The sequence below is a fragment of the Streptomyces fulvoviolaceus genome, assembly GCF_000718165.1.
Classification (GTDB): Bacteria; Actinomycetota; Actinomycetes; order Streptomycetales; family Streptomycetaceae; genus Streptomyces; species Streptomyces fulvoviolaceus.
On sequence record NZ_JOEY01000032.1, the window covers coordinates 50482 to 63453 of the forward strand.

Sequence of the window (12972 nt, forward strand, 5' to 3'; positions counted from 1 at the left end):
GAAGACGATCTCGCAGCCAACCTCGTAGCACAATCGAGATTCCAAACGCGGTATCTCGTAGTATTGCTTACATGTTGAACCTGGAGCGCCTGCGCACCCTCGACGCCCTCGCCCGGCACGGCTCGGTCAGCGGCGCGGCCGAGGGGCTGCACATCACGACGTCGGCCGTCTCCCAGCAGATGTCCAAGCTGGAGCGGGAGGTCGGACAGCAAATCCTCGCCAAGAACGGCCGGGGAGTACGGCTCACGGACGCGGGCCGGCTGCTGGCCGAGCACGCCGCGCGCATCCTGTCCCAGGTCGAGCTCGCCCAGTCCGACCTGGAGGCGCAACGAGGGCAGGTCGTCGGCGAGTTGAGGCTCTCGGCGTTCCCGACGGCCGCGCGCGGGCTGTTCCCCACCGCGCTCGCCGCCCTGCGTGCGCAGCACCCGGCCCTGCGGGTGCGCTCCTGCGAGCTGGAACCCGAGACCGGCATCGCCGGTGTGATCCGCGGCGACCTCGACCTCGCCGTCGTCCTCGACTGGTACAACAAGCCGATGCCGTTGCCGGACGGCCTGGTGAAGGCGCCCATCCTCGACGACCCCGCCGACGTGGCGTTGGCGGACGGCCACCCGCTCGCGGACCGCGCCGAGGTCGACCTCGCCGAGTTCGCCGAGGACGAGTGGATCACCTGGGGCGAGGGTGAGTTCTGCCACGAGTGGCTGATGTTCACGCTGCGCTCCAAGGGCATCGAGCCGATCGTCGGCCACCGTGCCGCCGAAACGCACACCCAACTCGGCCTGGTCGCCGCCGGGTTGGGCGTGTGCATCGCCCCCCTGCTGGGCCGCCACCCGGTGCCCGCGGGGGTCGTCACGGTTCCGCTGAAGCAGCGGGTGCGCCGCCATGTCTACGTCGTCTGGCGCGCGGACGCCGACCGCCGCCCGTCGATCAGGGCGGCGGTCAAGGCGCTTCAGGCCGTGGGCGAGCAGCTCGGCTGAGCTACGCCGACCCCAGCTTGCGGAAGTCCCAGGAGACGATCTTCGACGGCGTCAGCCGTACCCAGGCGTGCCGCCCGTCGTGCGGCATCTCCTCCAGACCGAAGTTCTTCCGGGCGAACAGCGTCTCCGGTACGTCGAGTTCCGCACGCAGCTCGCCGGTGCGCGGGATCTCGCCCACGAACTCCACCGTCCCGGACAGTTCGACGCCCCGCAGCTCGTCGTACTCCTCGCCCGTGTCGACCACGACGGCCACCCGCTGATCGCGGCGCAGATCGGTCCAGCGCTTGCTGCGCACGACGGAGTACAGCCACATCGAGGTGCCGTCCCAGGCGAACCAGAGCGTGCTCACGTGCGGAGCGCCGTCGGCGGACAGGGTGGCGACCCGGCAGGTGCGCTGGCTGGTGAGGAACTCGTCCAGTTCACCGGACGACATCATGATCTTCCGGCCCCGGCGCTGAGTGACGGTCATGCGGCCCCCTCTTTCTCCCACGTCGTGTCAGAGGAGATCCTCTGACATCACGTCAGAAAAAGAATGGGTCGTCTTCCGTCCCGGCGCAATGGTGGCTACTGTCACCGGCTCCACGCCGTGGGCGACAAGGGGGAACCGTGCCGTCGTACGAACAACTCAGTGAACTGCTCGCCCCGGAGAGCACCGTCCTGCTCACCGTCGAGTGCCAGCAGGGCGTCGTCGGCCCGGACAGCGCGCTGCCCGAACTCGCCCGCGAGGCACGCTCCTCGGGCGCCCTCGCCAATGTCGCGCGGCTGGTCGCCGCAGCCCACGAGAGCGGGGTCCAGGTGATCCACGCGATCGCCGAACGCCGCCCCGACGGGCGGGGCGCGAGCCGCAACGCCCGCCTCTTCCGTGCCGCCGGACGCCTCCCCGTCCAGCAGCTGTCCGGCACCACCGCGGTCCGGGTGGCGGCCCCCATAGAGGTCACCGAGGAGGACTTCGTCGTACGACGGCTGCACGGGCTGTCGCCCGTCCAGGGCACCGAGGTCGACGCGCTGCTGCGCAACCTGGGCTGCCGCACGCTGATCGTGAGCGGTGTGTCGGCCAACGTGGCGATCCCGAACGCCGTCTTCGACGCCGTGAACCGCGGCTACACCGCCGTCGTGCCGACGGATGCCATCGCGGGGGTGCCCTCCGACTACACCCCCGCGATGATCCGCCACACCCTCGCTCTGGTCGCCACGCTCGCGACCACGGACGAAGTGCTGTCCTGCTTCAAGCGGCCGCGGCGCACGGGACGTGCCTGACATCTCACGCGAGGGCGATCGAATCCCCGTTCACGGTGATCTTCTCCTCGGGCAGTGCCTGGGTCGCGGGCCCCTTCTTCACGCTGCCGTCCGTCACCGAGAACTCGCTCTTGTGGCACGGACACGTGATGACCCCGTTGGTGACCCCCGTCACCGCGCAGCCCTGGTGGGTGCACTTGGACGAGAAGGCCTTGAACTCGCCCGCCGTGGGCTGGGTGACCACCACACCCTCGTCCTTGAAGATCTTGCCGCCGCCCTCCGGGATGTCGGAAGTCTTCGCGAGGGAGGCGCCGGAGGATGAGGAGGCCCCGTCGTCCGACGAGCACGCGTTCAGCGTGATGGCGATCCCCGCAGCGCCGACCGCCGCCACGACGGTACGGCGACTGGGAGCGGAGGCGGGATGAAGCGATTCGCTGGCCATGCTGACGTCCCCTTCGACGGTTACCTCTGAACTGCCCTCAGGTACGGGCCCGGAGTGCCCGTTGTTCAGAGACCCCCCAGTAACCTGGGGCGATGCTCAAGGAAGCCATCGCGACCCGCTACATCACGCCCCTGCGTGAGGGCGGCTCGCTGCCGGGGCTCGTCGAGGCCGACGACCACGGGACGTACGTCATCAAGTTCACCGGCGCCGGGCAGGGCCGTAAGACGCTGGTCGCCGAGGTGGTGGCCGGGGAACTCGCGCGGCGGCTCGGCTTCCGTGTGCCCCGGCTCGTGACGCTCGACCTCGACCCGGACCTGGGACTCGGCGAGCCCGACCAGCAGGTGAAGGAGCTGCTCAGGTCCAGCGGCGGCACCAACCTCGGTATGGACTTCCTCTCCGGCGCCCTCGGCTTCGACCCCCTCGCCTTCTCGGTGACTCCCGAAGAGGCCGGCCGGATCGTCTGGTTCGACGCGCTGGTGAACAACGTCGACCGCTCCTGGCGTAACCCCAACCTGCTGAGGTGGCAGGGCGAGCTGTGGCTCATCGACCACGGCGCGACCATGATCTGGCACCACAACTGGCCCGGCGCGGAGGCCTCCGCCGCCCGTCCCTACGACGCCTCGGACCACGTCCTGAAACCCTTCGCGCCGGATGTCACCAGGGCCGCCCGGGAACTGGCGCCCCTCGTCACCGAGGAACTCCTCGCCGAGGTCACCGCCGAGATCCCGGACGTGTGGCTGGCCGACGAGCCCGGCTTCGACACACCGGACGAGCTCCGACGGGCCTATGCGCGGCCCTTGCTCGCGCGAGCGGCTGTCGCCCACGAGCGGATCGAGGGGATCAAGTGAACGAGCGTCACATCATCCGAGGCGGTCGCAGCGACGACCGGGACGTCTTCGAGTACGCCCTGCTCAGGGTCGTGCCCCGGATCGAGCGCGGCGAGTGCATCAACGCCGGGGTGCTCGTGTACTGCCGCGCCCGGTCCTACGTCGGCGTGCGCACCCATCTCGACGAGGCCCGGCTGCGGGCCCTGGACCCGGACGCGGACGTGGCCGGCGTGCACGCGGCGCTCCGTGCCGTCGAGGGTGTCTGCGCGGGCGGCGACGCGGCCGGGCAGGCCGCGGGCGACGACGCCGGGCGGCGCTTCCGCTGGATCGTCGCGCCCCGCTCCACGATCGTCCAGCCAGGGCCCGTGCACACCGGGCTGACCACCGATCCGGCGGCCGAGACGGGACGGCTGCTCGACCTCCTGGTCAGGTAATGGATCACACAGTCACGTGTGGCGTTGACACCGCGTGCCAGGGCTTCTAGCGTCACGACTGCTGAAGGTACTAAGCGGTCGCTCACCAAACGGTCGCACTTTCTCGAGGGCGAGGAGAATCGGCAATGTCCACCACTGAGCAGCGGGTCGCCGTAGTCACGGGCGCAGCGCGCGGAATCGGCGCCGCCACCGCCGTACGACTGGCCGCCGAGGGGCGCGCGGTCGCCGTGATCGACCTCGACGAGGCCGCCTGCAAGGACACCGTGGAGAAGATCACCGCGGCGGGCGGCAAGGCGATCGCCGTCGGCGCGGACGTCTCCGACGAGGCCCAGGTAGAGGCGGCCGTCGCGCGCGTCGCCGCCGAACTCGGCGCCCCGACGATCCTGGTCAACAACGCGGGCGTGCTCCGCGACAACCTGCTGTTCAAGATGAGCGTCTCCGACTGGGACACCGTCCTGAACGTGCACCTGCGCGGCTCGTTCCTGATGACCAAGGCCGTCCAGAAGCACATGGTCGACGCCGGCTTCGGCCGCGTGGTCAACCTGTCCTCGTCCTCCGCGCTCGGCAACCGCGGCCAGGCCAACTACTCCGCCGCCAAGGCCGGTCTGCAGGGCTTCACCAAGACCCTCGCCATCGAGCTCGGCAAGTTCGGCATCACCGCCAACGCCGTCGCCCCCGGCTTCATCGCCACCGACATGACCGCCGCGACCGCCGCCCGGGTCGGCATGGGCTTCGAGGAGTTCAAGGCCGCGGCCGCCACCCAGATCCCCGTCGCGCGCGTGGGTGAGCCCGACGACATCGCCAACGCGATCGCCTTCTTCACCAACGAGGCCGCCGGCTTCGTCTCCGGCCAGGTGCTGTACGTGGCCGGCGGACCGCTCGACTAGGGAAACGGGAACATGACTGCACTGCCTGAACTCTCCGGCAAGGTCGCCCTCGTCACCGGCGCCAGCCGCGGCATCGGCTACGGCGTCGCCGAGGCGCTGCTCGCGCGCGGCGACCGTGTGGCCATCACCGGCCGCAACGAGGACGCCCTCAAGGAGGCCGTCGACAAGCTCGGCGCCGAGCGTGTCATCGGCATCGCCGGCAAGGCGCACGACCTGGACCACCAGGCCGAGGCCGTCGCGCGCACCGTGGAGGCCTTCGGCCGCGTCGACTTCCTGGTCAACAACGCCGGTACGAACCCGGTGTTCGGGCCGATCGCCGACCTCGACCTGAACGTCGCCCGCAAGGTGTTCGAGACCAACGTGGTCTCGGCGCTCGGCTTCGCGCAGAAGACCTGGCACGCCTGGCAGAAGGACAACGGCGGCGCGATCGTCAACATCGCCTCCGTGGCGGGCGTCTCCGCCTCGCCCTTCATCGGCGCGTACGGCATCAGCAAGGCCGCGATGATCAACCTGTCGCTGCAGCTGGCGCACGAGTTCGCGCCCACGGTGCGGGTCAACTCGATCGCCCCGGCCGTCGTGAAGACCAAGTTCGCGCAGGCCCTGTACGAGGGCCGGGAGGCGGAGGCCGCCGCGGCCTATCCGCTCGCCCGGCTCGGCGTGCCCTCCGACATCGGCGGCGCCGCCGCGTTCCTCACCTCGTCCCAGTCCGACTGGATCACCGGCCAGACGCTCGTCGTCGACGGCGGCATCTTCCTGAACGCCGGCGTGGGCTGACCTTCCGCATATCGACACGGGCGCCCGTTGACGAAAACGGCGCCCGTGTCGGCATACCGGAGCTTCACCCCTCGATGGCAACGTAGTCATGCATAATTCGATCAAGAGGTCGATTCGAAGGCAGGTTCAGCGGGCGGAGCGCTGCGGTATGGTCTGCCGACCCTTGGTACGGCATTTCGAGGAGCAAGCGCGTGTTCATCCGGGATCGTTACCTGCCGCCCCTCGCGGCCCTCGCGTCCATATCCATGGTGGCCGGATGTGGTGTGTTCTCCTCTGACGCTTCCGAAGACGAGAAGCCGGTCGTCGTGGGAACCACCAGTGCTCCGGCCACGCTGGATCCCGCGGCTTCCTGGGACAACTCCTGGGAGTTGTTCCGCAATGTGTACCAAACACTCCTGAACTACACCCCCGGTGGAACAGAGCCCGAGCCCGACGCCGCCGAGAGCTGCGCCTTCACGGACAGTTCGAGCACCGTCTACAGCTGCACGCTGCGCAAGGACCTGAAGTTCTCCAACGGGCACACGCTGGACGCCAAGGCCGTCAAGCACTCGTTCGACCGGATCAAGGAGATCAACGTCAACGGCGGTCCCGCGGGTCTGCTGGGGACGCTCTCCCGGGTGCAGGTGAAGGGCGACCGTGAGGTCGTCTTCCATCTCAGCCAGCCCGACGCAACCTTCCCGCTCGTGCTGACCACGCCCGCCATGTCGATCGTGGATCCCGAGGAGTACCCCGCGGACGCGCTCCGCAAGGACGGAAAGATAGCCGGCTCGGGGCCCTACAACCTTGATTCCTACGAGGAGGGCGAGAAGGCCGAGCTCGTCCGCAACGACAACTACAAGGGCATAGCGGACCGCAAGAACAGCGCGGTCACCATCCGCTACTTCCAGCAGTCGGACGAGATGGTCAAGGCCCTCAAGGACAAGCAGATCTCGGTCATCTACCGCGGTCTCGGCGCCTCGGACACCGTGGACATCGAGGTCAACCAGAAGGCGGAGGGGCTCCAGCTCGTCGAGAACCCCACCACCGAGATCAGTTACCTGGTCTTCAACCCCAGCGACCCGTGGGCCGCGAAGCCCGCGGTCCGCAAGGCGATCGCCCAGGTCGTCGACCGGCCGACGCTCGCGCACAACGTCTACAAGGACACCGTCGAGCCGCTGTACTCCATGATCCCCACGGGGCTGGTGGGCCACACCACGGGCTTCTTCGACGACTACGGGACGCCCAGCGTGCCCAAGGCCAAGCAGATCCTCACGGACGCGGGCATCACCGAGCGCGTCCCGCTGACGCTCTGGTACACCAGCGACCGCTACGGCTCGACGACCAAGCCGGCCTTCGAGGAGCTGAAGCGGCAGCTGGAGGCCTCCGACCTGTTCACGGTCACCCTCAAGAGCCGCCCCTGGAAGACCTACGTGGAGGGATACCAGAAGGGCGAGTACCCGGTGTTCGGGCGTGGCTGGTTCCCCGACTTCAACGACGCCGACAACTTCATCGCGCCCTTCGTGGGCGAGCAGAACGCGCTCGGCACCCCGTACGAAGCACCCGAGATCACCGGCAAGCTGCTGCCGGAATCGCGCGCGGAGAGCGACCGCGGGGCCGTGGACCAGCAGTTCGAGGAGGCCCAGCAGATCCTCGTGGACGACGCGCGGCTGCTGCCCCTGTGGCAGGGGAAGCAGTACGTGGCCGCGAACGAGGAGATCGCCGGTCTGCAGAAGGTCATCGACCCGGCGACGATGATGGTGATGTGGGAGCTGTACTGGAAGACCAGCTGGTAGGAGCCCGGTTGCGCGGTCTGCGGGGCCGAGTGTCAGTGGTCGCCTGTAGGTTCTGAGGCCTGGAGGCGACCGCGCACCGCACGGCGGGGCGGCCGCACCACAGTGACCGCACACCGTAAGGACGTTGACGTGACCGACACCGCCATGCTGCCCGAGTCCTGGCGCGGGGTTCTGGGCGACGAGCTGCAGCAGCCCTACTTCAAGGAGCTGACGGAGTTCGTCGAGGACGAGCGGGCGAAGGGTCCCGTCTATCCGCCCCGCGAAGAGGTCTTCGCCGCGCTGGACGCGACGCCGTACGACGAGGTGAAGGTCCTGATCCTCGGTCAGGACCCGTACCACGGCGAGGGGCAGGGCCACGGCCTGTGCTTCTCGGTCCGCCCCGGGGTGAAGACGCCGCCCTCGCTGCGGAACATCTACAAGGAGATGAAGGAAGAGCTCGGGCTGGAGGTGCCGGACAACGGCTACCTGATGCCGTGGGCCCAGCAGGGCGTCCTGCTGCTCAACGCGGTCCTCACGGTCCGGGCCGGCGAGGCCAACTCGCACAAGGGCCGCGGCTGGGAGAAGTTCACCGACGCGGTGATCCGCGCGGTGGCCGACCGGCCCGACCCGGCGGTGTTCGTGCTGTGGGGCAACTACGCGCAGAAGAAGCTCCCCCTCATCGACGAGACGCGGCACGTGGTGGTCAAGGGCGCGCACCCCTCCCCGCTGTCGGCGAAGAAGTTCTTCGGCTCCCGCCCGTTCACCCAGATCAACGAGGCGGTCGCCGGGCAGGGCCACGAGGCGATCGACTGGAGCATCCCGAACCTGGGCTGACCACGCCGCCGGGCCGGTTCCTCGCCGAACCGGCCCGGTGCCGCCTGACGGGGATTGTCAGTGGCTGCGGTTAGCGTCGGGAGGGACAGGCGACGACAGCCGACGAGTGCCCGGAGGACGCGGTGGCGGAGCGACAGGAGCAGGCGGCGGTGGATGCCGTGATGACCCGGATCGGGCAGGTCGTCATGCTGCATCACGCCGGGGACCGCGAGGAGGCCCGGCACCGCTTCCTGGACCTGTGGGCGGAGATCGGCGAGGACGGCGACCCGCTGCACCGCTGCACCCTGGCCCACTACATGGCCGACGCCCAGGACGACCCCGCGGACGAACTGGCCTGGGACCTACGGGCGTTGACGGCCGCCGAGGAACTCACGGACGACCGGCTCGCCGAGCACGAGGGCGCGCTCGCCGTGCGGTCCCTGTACCCCTCGCTGCATCTGAACCTGGCCGCCGACTATGTGAAGCTCGGCCGCTCGGAGGCCGCGCGCACGCATGTACGCAGGGCGCGGGGAGCAGCCGACGCTCTGGGGGACGACAGATACGGGGACGGGGTGCGGGCGGCGATCAGCCGGCTGGAACTGCGGCTGGGGGAAGGGGATTCGACCGGGGAGCCGGGGTGGGGGCCGCCGCGGCAGCGGCCCTGAGAACCACCGGCCTCAGCGCCCGTACGTCTGTTGGCAGATGACCGACTCCGGGCTGTCCGCCTGCCAGCGGCCGTACTTCTTGCCGAGCGCGCAGACGTCCTGGGCGTTCTTGGGGACCTTGGGGACCGACTTCGTCACGTCCGGGACCTCGACGTGGGGTTGCCGGGGTTCGGGACGCGCCGGGTGCGCGGGGTGTTCCGGGTGCGAGCGCGGGGGCTGCTGCTGTCTCTGTTGCTGTGCCGGAGCGGACGGAGTGGCGTGGCGCGGTGTGGTCGCGGCCGGTTCCGGGCGGCCGGACGGGCCGATCATTTCCAGGGCCTCGCGGGCCGGCGCCTGCACGATCTGCGGCTCCGACCGGCCGTCCGGTCGGGGCGCCGATGGCTGGGACGGTGCCGCCGGCGGCCCGGACGCGGGTGGGCGCTGAACCGTCACACAGCCGGTGAGGGCCGAGACAGCCACGGTGACCAGGAGCGTTGCGGTGGTCGTCGTTCGATGCACCCGCGCAACTCTGCTGGGTCCGGCGCCCTTGGGGACAGCGGACGAGCGGAGGTTGCCCCGCACGAGTGATCTCCCGCCCCGTACGGCGGGGTCGCACCTCCCGGTGCTGACGTCAGTCTCCCGTGGCGCCGTCGATCCGCTCGCGGACCAGGTCGGCGTGGCCGTTGTGGCGCGCGTACTCCTCGATCATGTGGGTGTAGATCCAGCGCAGGTTGAACCGTTCACCGGTGCGCCGGTGCCTGCCCTCGGAGATGTCGTCCAGTCCGAAGCGGGCCGCGTGGGGCCGGGCGGCCTCGATCTCCGCCTGCCAGGTGGCGTACGCCTCCGCCCAGGTGTCCGCCTCCGTGAGGTGGAACTCGCCGTCCGGGTCCTCGTCGCTGTAATAGATCGGCCCCGCGTCCTCGTCCGCGAGGACCCTGCGGAACCAACTGCGCTCCACCTCCGCCATATGGCGGACCAGCCCCATCAGGGACAGGCGGGACGGCTCCACGGAGGCAGTCCTGAGCTGGGCGTCGGTCAGGCCCTCGCACTTCCACGCCAGGGTCTGCCGGTGGTAGTCCAGCCAGCCCTCCAGCATCGTGCGTTCGTCGGCGTTCGGGGCGGGTTCACTGCGCTGCGTCGTCATGTACGCATCGTGGATCAACTTGCCGGGTCCCACCTCGTGTTTGCAGGAGCCGAGCATCCCGTCCAGCAGTTCCCGCAGTCCCGCCCGCACCTCGCCCCGGCTCGGCACCTGCGCACCGAACGACCCCGCCACGCAGCTGAACATCAACCCGTCCGCCCAGGCGACCAGCGACAGTGCGTGCCGGGCCGGGTCCGTGGAGCCCATCGCCGTGACGAGGGCGGTGAGCTGATCGCGGAAGCGGGCGCCGGTCGCGTCGAAGTACGCGCGCAGTTCGGGGCGGCGGGTCGGGTCGTGGCCGCGGTCGGCATCCACTCCGCCGTACGCCGTGCGCTGTTCCGGGACCACCCCGGGCCCTTCGACGGGATCGCCGACTGGCGGCCCCCGCAGCCGCCGTATGCTTCCGAGGTGACCCCGGCAGGCAACCGCTAGAGGAGACCCCGTGAAGGTCGGCTGCATCGGACTCGGTGACATCGCGCAGAAGGCGTATCTGCCGGTGCTCGGTGGCCGCCCCGGGGTCGAGCTGCATCTGCAGACGCGTACGCCGGCGACGCTCGCCCGGGTGGCCGACGGCCTGCATCTCCCCGACGCGCAGCGCCACGCCGATCTGGACGCGCTCCTCGCCGTCGGGCTCGACGCGGCCTTCGTGCACGCGCCCACCGCCGTGCACCCCGAGATCGTGGCGAGGCTGCTGGAGGCGGGCGTACCGACGTACGTCGACAAGCCGCTCGCCTACGAACTCGCCGACTCCGAACGGCTGGTGGCGCTCGCGGAATCCCGCGATGTCTCGCTGGCCGTCGGCTTCAACCGGCGCCACGCCCCCGGCTACACGCAGTGCGCCGAGCACCCGCGCGAGCTGATCCTGATGCAGAAGAACCGCATCGGACTGCCGGAAGAGCCGCGCGCGATGATCCTCGACGACTTCATCCACGTCGTCGACACGCTGCGCTTCCTGGCCCCCGGCCCAATCGACGACGTGACCGTGCGCGCCCGCGTCGAGGACGGCCTGCTGCACCACGTCGTGCTGCAGCTCGCCGGGGACGGCTTCACCGCGCTCGGCGTGATGAACCGGCTCAGCGGCTCGGCGGAGGAGATCCTCGAGGTGTCCGGGCAGGACACCAAGCGTCAGGTGCTCAACCTCGCCGAGGTGATCGACCACAAGGGGCAGCCGACCGTGCGGCGGCGCGGCGACTGGGTGCCGGTGGCCCGGCAGCGCGGCATCGAGCAGGCCGTGCTCGCCTTCCTCGACGCCGTGCGCGCGGGCAAGGTGCTCAGCGCCCGGGACGCGCTGGCGACCCATGAACTGTGCGAGCGGGTGGTACACGCGGTTCTGGAGCGGGCCGCCTGAGCCGCAGCGTCCCTGGGGCCGCTCCGGCGGATCAGCTCGGCGTCGCGGGCCCTGGCACGCGCTTCTGCCGCGTTGTCGTCGGTCGCCGACCCTCCGCGTCGACTCCCTCCTCCGGCCTGCGGCTGCCCGCACCAGACCCTGCTCGGCCCGGCCGGGACGCGTCGTCCCTGGCAGCCGACCTGATCCGCCGGAGCGGCCCCAGGCCCGTGATCGCGCCCCACGCGGCGAGGACCAGCAGCGCCGCGTGCACCGTCCAGTCCCCGAAGCGGACGTACAGGGTGGTGCCGGTGGCCAGCGGTACGTCGTACACCCGGGCGGTGCTCGCGTCGGTGCCGAGCCACTCGCCGACGCGCTGCCCGCTCGCGTCGTAGACGGCGGACACGCCGGTGAGTGTCGCGTGCACCATCGGGCGGCCGCTCTCGGCGGCGCGCAGTGCGGCGAGCGAGGCGTGCTGCTCGGGGGCCCAGCTCTGCTGGAAGGTCGACGTGGCCGACTGGGCGATCAGCAACTCGGCGCCGTCCTGGGCGAGATGGCGGCTCATGTCGGGGAACGCCGACTCGAAGCACACCATCGGACCGACCCGCAGCCCGTGTCCGACGTCCATCACCACCTGCTCGGAACCCCGCCTGCGGTCCTCGCCCGCCGCCTTGCCGACGGAGGTCGCCCAGCCGAGCAGCGAACGGGCCGGGACGTACTCGCCGAAGGGGACCAGCCGCATCTTGTCGTAGCGCTCGCCGGTGAGTCCGTCCGGTCCGACCAGGACCGAACTCTTGTAGATGCCAGGCTTGTCGGAGCGCCGGGCGTCGACGTTGACCAGGATGTCGGCGCCGGTCGCGCTCGACAGGTCCGCGATCCGCCGCGCGAGATCCGGTCGGTCCCCGAGGTCGAAGCCGACGCTGCTCTCGCCCCAGACGATCAGGTCGACGTCCTGCCCGACGAGCCGGCGGGTCAGCTGCTCCTCACGCGCGAAGCGCTGGTCGGGGCCATTGATGACACCGGCTTGGACGACCGCGATCCGCGTCCTCCCCCCGGTGTCGGGCCGCGGTGACCACATCCAGGCCGCCGAGGTCACGGCGGCCGTGGCGACCAGACCCGCGACCGCGGGGATCCGGGACTCACGGACCGCCACCAGCACGGTGACCGCGACATTGACGGCCACCACCAGGAAGCTGAGCAGCCACACCCCGCCGACCGAGGCCAGTCGCAGCGCGGGCTCCACCTGCCACTGACTGGAGCCGAGCATGCCCCAGGGACCACCGAGCCCCTGCCAGGACCGGACGAGTTCGGCCATGAGCCAGCCCGACGGCAGCACGACGAGGGCGGCCGCGATCCGCCCGCGCGCGGGTGTTCCGGCCAGGAAGTGGCGCACCAGCCAGCCCCACGGGGCCCACAGCGCGCCGAGCAGCGCGGCGATGAGGAAGATGAACACGTGCAGGCTCGGCAGCAGCCAGTGGTGCATCGTGAGCATGAACCCCAGCCCGCCGAACCAGCCGTCGTACGCCGCCCGTTTCCCGGTCGGCGCGGAGCGGACGAGCATGATCCACGGGACCAGGGCGACGTAGGCGAACCACCACAGGGACGGGGCCGGGAAGGCGAACACGGGCAGGGCGCCTGCCAGCGCGGCGATCGTGGAGCGCCGCCACGGGGAGGCGAGCCAGTTCCCGAGCGTCTTCATACGGCGCCTCCTACCCCGTGGATCTC

General features: G+C 70.4%; 15 protein-coding genes and 1 pseudogene. 10 read left to right on the top strand and 6 right to left on the bottom strand.

Translation table 11 applies throughout. The annotated features are described in order from the left end of the window. Nucleotides 1-71: 71 nt before the first annotated feature. Nucleotides 72-974, top strand: coding sequence for a LysR family transcriptional regulator (locus tag IG08_RS0131510; RefSeq protein ID WP_030610143.1), 903 nt, complete (start codon nucleotides 72-74; stop codon nucleotides 972-974). A gap of 1 nt (nucleotide 975) precedes the next feature. On the opposite strand, the gene IG08_RS0131515 is transcribed toward IG08_RS0131510, so the two are convergent. Further along, complete coding sequence (locus tag IG08_RS0131515; RefSeq protein WP_030610145.1) at nucleotides 976-1443, bottom strand: pyridoxamine 5'-phosphate oxidase family protein; 468 nt, start codon at nucleotides 1441-1443, stop codon at nucleotides 976-978. A 137-nt stretch (nucleotides 1444-1580) separates the two neighbouring features. Here IG08_RS0131515 and IG08_RS0131520 point away from each other — a divergent pair, with 137 nt between their 5' ends. Next, nucleotides 1581-2231 carry a cysteine hydrolase family protein gene (locus IG08_RS0131520; protein ID WP_030610148.1) on the top strand — a complete coding sequence of 217 codons (651 nt, stop codon included), beginning with the start codon at nucleotides 1581-1583 and terminating at the stop codon, nucleotides 2229-2231. Nucleotides 2232-2235: 4 nt separating this feature from the next. On the opposite strand, the gene IG08_RS0131525 is transcribed toward IG08_RS0131520, so the two are convergent. Then, complete coding sequence (locus IG08_RS0131525; protein ID WP_030610151.1) at nucleotides 2236-2652, bottom strand: Rieske (2Fe-2S) protein; 417 nt, start codon at nucleotides 2650-2652, stop codon at nucleotides 2236-2238. 92 nt (nucleotides 2653-2744) lie between these two features. Here IG08_RS0131525 and IG08_RS0131530 point away from each other — a divergent pair, with 92 nt between their 5' ends. The 7 genes from IG08_RS0131530 to IG08_RS0131560 all read left to right on the top strand — a co-directional run bounded on the left by IG08_RS0131530 (nucleotide 2745) and on the right by IG08_RS0131560 (nucleotide 8803). Continuing rightward, complete coding sequence (locus IG08_RS0131530; protein ID WP_030610154.1) at nucleotides 2745-3500, top strand: HipA family kinase; 756 nt, start codon at nucleotides 2745-2747, stop codon at nucleotides 3498-3500. Beyond that, complete coding sequence (locus IG08_RS0131535; RefSeq protein ID WP_030610156.1) at nucleotides 3497-3913, top strand: DUF3037 domain-containing protein; 417 nt, start codon at nucleotides 3497-3499, stop codon at nucleotides 3911-3913. The genes IG08_RS0131530 and IG08_RS0131535 overlap by 4 nt, the downstream gene beginning before the upstream one ends. Nucleotides 3914-4038: 125 nt before the next feature. Further along, entirely contained in the window at nucleotides 4039-4800 is a 762-nt protein-coding gene (fabG, locus tag IG08_RS0131540) for a 3-oxoacyl-ACP reductase FabG (protein WP_030610159.1), read from the top strand. Between the two features lie 12 nt (nucleotides 4801-4812). Continuing rightward, nucleotides 4813-5574, top strand: coding sequence for an SDR family oxidoreductase (locus IG08_RS0131545; RefSeq protein ID WP_030610161.1), 762 nt, complete (start codon nucleotides 4813-4815; stop codon nucleotides 5572-5574). Between the two features lie 191 nt (nucleotides 5575-5765). Continuing rightward, on the top strand, nucleotides 5766-7346 hold the full coding sequence (locus IG08_RS0131550) for an ABC transporter substrate-binding protein (RefSeq protein WP_030610164.1): 1581 nt from the start codon (nucleotides 5766-5768) through the stop codon (nucleotides 7344-7346). A gap of 129 nt (nucleotides 7347-7475) precedes the next feature. Beyond that, nucleotides 7476-8159 carry a uracil-DNA glycosylase gene (gene ung / locus IG08_RS0131555; protein WP_030610166.1) on the top strand — a complete coding sequence of 228 codons (684 nt, stop codon included), beginning with the start codon at nucleotides 7476-7478 and terminating at the stop codon, nucleotides 8157-8159. A 122-nt stretch (nucleotides 8160-8281) separates the two neighbouring features. Continuing rightward, on the top strand, nucleotides 8282-8803 hold the full coding sequence (locus IG08_RS0131560; RefSeq protein ID WP_030610170.1) for a tetratricopeptide repeat protein: 522 nt from the start codon (nucleotides 8282-8284) through the stop codon (nucleotides 8801-8803). Between the two features lie 12 nt (nucleotides 8804-8815). On the opposite strand, the gene IG08_RS0131565 is transcribed toward IG08_RS0131560, so the two are convergent. From IG08_RS0131565 to IG08_RS61625, 3 genes and pseudogenes are all read right to left on the bottom strand, one after another. Beyond that, nucleotides 8816-9301: a hypothetical protein gene (locus IG08_RS0131565; protein ID WP_030610173.1), complete on the bottom strand. Its 486-nt coding sequence runs from the start codon at nucleotides 9299-9301 to the stop codon at nucleotides 8816-8818. 112 nt (nucleotides 9302-9413) lie between these two features. Then, nucleotides 9414-9926 carry a DinB family protein gene (locus IG08_RS61620; protein WP_030610176.1) on the bottom strand — a complete coding sequence of 171 codons (513 nt, stop codon included), beginning with the start codon at nucleotides 9924-9926 and terminating at the stop codon, nucleotides 9414-9416. A gap of 117 nt (nucleotides 9927-10043) precedes the next feature. Beyond that, nucleotides 10044-10397 (bottom strand): annotated as a pseudogene (locus IG08_RS61625) (hypothetical protein); the annotation flags it as partial. Between IG08_RS61625 and IG08_RS0131575 the strand changes: the two are divergent. Beyond that, a complete protein-coding gene (locus tag IG08_RS0131575) occupies nucleotides 10366-11271 on the top strand; it encodes a Gfo/Idh/MocA family protein (RefSeq protein ID WP_030610179.1) in 906 nt (301 codons plus the stop codon). The pseudogene IG08_RS61625 and the gene IG08_RS0131575 overlap by 32 nt on opposite strands. Before the next feature lie 31 nt (nucleotides 11272-11302). Here IG08_RS0131575 and lnt read toward each other — a convergent pair whose 3' ends face one another. Further along, nucleotides 11303-12946 (bottom strand): apolipoprotein N-acyltransferase, encoded by a 1644-nt coding sequence (gene lnt / locus IG08_RS0131580; protein WP_078655827.1) that lies wholly within the window; start codon nucleotides 12944-12946, stop codon nucleotides 11303-11305. Between the last annotated feature and the right edge of the window lie 26 nt (nucleotides 12947-12972).

Coding starts and splice junctions, on each gene's coding strand:
- lnt (WP_078655827.1), bottom strand. CDS start 12,946: ATGAAGACGCTCGGGAACTGGCTCGCCTCCCCGTGGCGGCGCTCCACG.
- IG08_RS61620 (WP_030610176.1), bottom strand. CDS start 9,926: ATGACGACGCAGCGCAGTGAACCCGCCCCGAACGCCGACGAACGCACG.
- fabG (WP_030610159.1), top strand. CDS start 4,039: ATGTCCACCACTGAGCAGCGGGTCGCCGTAGTCACGGGCGCAGCGCGC.
- IG08_RS0131510 (WP_030610143.1), top strand. CDS start 72: ATGTTGAACCTGGAGCGCCTGCGCACCCTCGACGCCCTCGCCCGGCAC.
- IG08_RS0131545 (WP_030610161.1), top strand. CDS start 4,813: ATGACTGCACTGCCTGAACTCTCCGGCAAGGTCGCCCTCGTCACCGGC.
- IG08_RS0131515 (WP_030610145.1), bottom strand. CDS start 1,443: ATGACCGTCACTCAGCGCCGGGGCCGGAAGATCATGATGTCGTCCGGT.
- IG08_RS0131530 (WP_030610154.1), top strand. CDS start 2,745: ATGCTCAAGGAAGCCATCGCGACCCGCTACATCACGCCCCTGCGTGAG.
- IG08_RS0131525 (WP_030610151.1), bottom strand. CDS start 2,652: ATGGCCAGCGAATCGCTTCATCCCGCCTCCGCTCCCAGTCGCCGTACC.